This window comes from Pseudomonas sp. NMI760_13 (genome assembly GCF_021283245.1).
Lineage (GTDB): Bacteria > Pseudomonadota > Gammaproteobacteria > Pseudomonadales > Pseudomonadaceae > Aquipseudomonas > Aquipseudomonas peradeniyensis.
The window spans coordinates 1-2,469 of sequence record NZ_JAJSRC010000070.1 but is presented as its reverse complement, the minus strand read 5'-3'; the positions used below and the strand labels follow the sequence as shown (position 1 = coordinate 2,469).

Here is a 2,469-nt window from a genome sequence, read left to right as displayed (position 1 = left end):
CCGTGGGTCGATGTTTGATGTTATGGAGCAGCAACGATGTTACGCAGCAGGGCAGTCGCCCTAAAACAAAGTTAGGCCGCATGGACACAACGCAGGTCACATTGATACACAAAATTCTAGCTGCGGCAGATGAGCGAAATCTGCCGCTCTGGATCGGTGGGGGCTGGGCGATCGATGCACGGCTAGGGCGTGTAACACGCAAGCACGATGATATTGATCTGACGTTTCCCGGCGAGAGGCGCGGCGAGCTCGAGGCAATAGTTGAAATGCTCGGCGGGCGCGTCATGGAGGAGTTGGACTATGGATTCTTAGCGGAGATCGGGGATGAGTTACTTGACTGCGAACCTGCTTGGTGGGCAGACGAAGCGTATGAAATCGCGGAGGCTCCGCAGGGCTCGTGCCCAGAGGCGGCTGAGGGCGTCATCGCCGGGCGGCCAGTCCGTTGTAACAGCTGGGAGGCGATCATCTGGGATTACTTTTACTATGCCGATGAAGTACCACCAGTGGACTGGCCTACAAAGCACATAGAGTCCTACAGGCTCGCATGCACCTCACTCGGGGCGGAAAAGGTTGAGGTCTTGCGTGCCGCTTTCAGGTCGCGATATGCGGCCTAACAATTCGTCCAAGCCGACGCCGCTTCGCGGCGCGGCTTAACTCAGGTGTTATGCCGCACTCACCCCCATGGAGTTTTGATGTTCAAACTTTTGAGTAAGTTATTGGTCTATTTGACCGCGTCTATCATGGCTATTGCGAGTCCGCTCGCTTTTTCCGTAGATTCTAGCGGTGAGTATCCGACAGTCAGCGAAATTCCGGTCGGGGAGGTCCGGCTTTACCAGATTGCCGATGGTGTTTGGTCGCATATCGCAACGCAGTCGTTTGATGGCGCAGTCTACCCGTCCAATGGTCTCATTGTCCGTGATGGTGATGAGTTGCTTTTGATTGATACAGCGTGGGGTGCGAAAAACACAGCGGCACTTCTCGCGGAGATTGAGAAGCAAATTGGACTTCCTGTAACGCGTGCAGTCTCCACGCACTTTCATGACGACCGCGTCGGCGGCGTTGATGTCCTTCGGGCGGCTGGGGTGGCAACGTACGCATCACCGTCGACACGCCGGCTAGCCGAGGTAGAGGGGAACGAGATTCCCACGCACTCTCTAGAAGGACTCTCATCGAGCGGGGACGCAGTGCGCTTCGGTCCAGTAGAACTCTTCTATCCTGGTGCTGCGCATTCGACCGACAACTTAGTTGTGTACGTCCCGTCTGCGAGTGTGCTCTATGGTGGTTGTGCGATTTATGAGTTGTCACGCACGTCTGCGGGGAACGTGGCCGATGCCGATCTGGCTGAATGGCCCACCTCCATTGAGCGGATTCAACAACACTACCCGGAAGCACAGTTCGTCATTCCGGGGCACGGCCTGCCGGGCGGTCTAGACTTGCTCAAGCACACAACGAATGTTGTAAAAGCGCACACAAATCGCTCAGTCGTTGAGTAGCAGGCAGATGCGGCATAACATGAAGTTGCAGCCGACCATCACTCCGCTGCGCTCCGTTCTGGCGGCTGAACTTCGGCGTTAGACATCATGAGTAACGCAGTACCCGCCGAGATTTCGGTACAGCTATCACTGGCTCTCAACGCCATCGAGCGTCATCTGGAATCAACGTTGCTGGCCGTGCATTTGTACGGCTCTGCACTGGACGGTGGCCTGAAGCCATACAGTGATATTGATTTGCTGGTTACTGTGGCTGCACGGCTCGATGAGACTGTCCGACAAGCCCTGGTCGTAGATCTCTTGGAAATTTCTGCCTCCCCTGGCCAAAGTGAGGCTCTCCGCGCCTTGGAAGTTACCATCGTCGTGCATGGTGATGTTGTCCCTTGGCGTTATCCGGCCAGACGGGAACTGCAATTCGGGGAGTGGCAGCGTAAGGACATTCTTGCGGGCATCTTCGAGCCCGCCACAACCGATGTTGATCTGGCTATTCTGCTAACTAAAGTAAGGCAGCATAGCCTTGCATTGGCAGGTTCGGCCGCAGAGGATTTCTTTAACCCAGTTCCGGAAGGCGATCTATTCAAGGCATTGAGCGACACTCTGAAACTATGGAATTCGCAGCCGGATTGGGAAGGCGATGAGCGGAATGTAGTGCTTACCTTGTCTCGCATTTGGTACAGCGCAGCAACCGGCAAGATCGCACCGAAGGATATCGTTGCCAACTGGGCAATGGAGCGTCTGCCAGATCAACATAAGCCCGTACTGCTTGAAGCCCGGCAGGCTTATCTTGGACAAGGAGAAGATTGCTTGGCCTCACGCGCGGATCAGTTGGCGGCGTTCGTTCACTTCGTGAAACATGAAGCCACTAAATTGCTTAGTGCCATGCCAGTGATGTCTAAAACAAAGTTAGATGCACTAAGCACATAATTGCTCACAGCCAAACTATCAGGTCAAGTCTGCTTTTATTATTTTTAAGCGTGCA

3 protein-coding genes are annotated in these 2,469 nt (G+C 54.6%); all 3 read left to right on the top strand.

Annotated elements, in window-relative coordinates; translation table 11 throughout:
• Window positions 1-80: 80 nt before the first annotated feature.
• A complete protein-coding gene (gene aadB / locus LU671_RS29145) occupies window positions 81-614 on the top strand; it encodes an aminoglycoside nucleotidyltransferase ANT(2'')-Ia (RefSeq protein WP_000381802.1) in 534 nt (177 codons plus the stop codon).
• A 78-nt stretch (window positions 615-692) separates the two neighbouring features.
• The gene (locus LU671_RS29140) at window positions 693-1,493 is read left to right on the top strand and encodes a subclass B1 metallo-beta-lactamase VIM-2 (RefSeq protein ID WP_003108247.1); all 801 of its coding nucleotides are present in this window, start codon (window positions 693-695) and stop codon (window positions 1,491-1,493) included.
• Between the two features lie 87 nt (window positions 1,494-1,580).
• A complete protein-coding gene (locus LU671_RS29135) occupies window positions 1,581-2,414 on the top strand; it encodes an ANT(3'')-Ia family aminoglycoside nucleotidyltransferase AadA6 (RefSeq protein ID WP_021529708.1) in 834 nt (277 codons plus the stop codon).
• The last annotated feature ends 55 nt before the right edge of the window (window positions 2,415-2,469 follow it).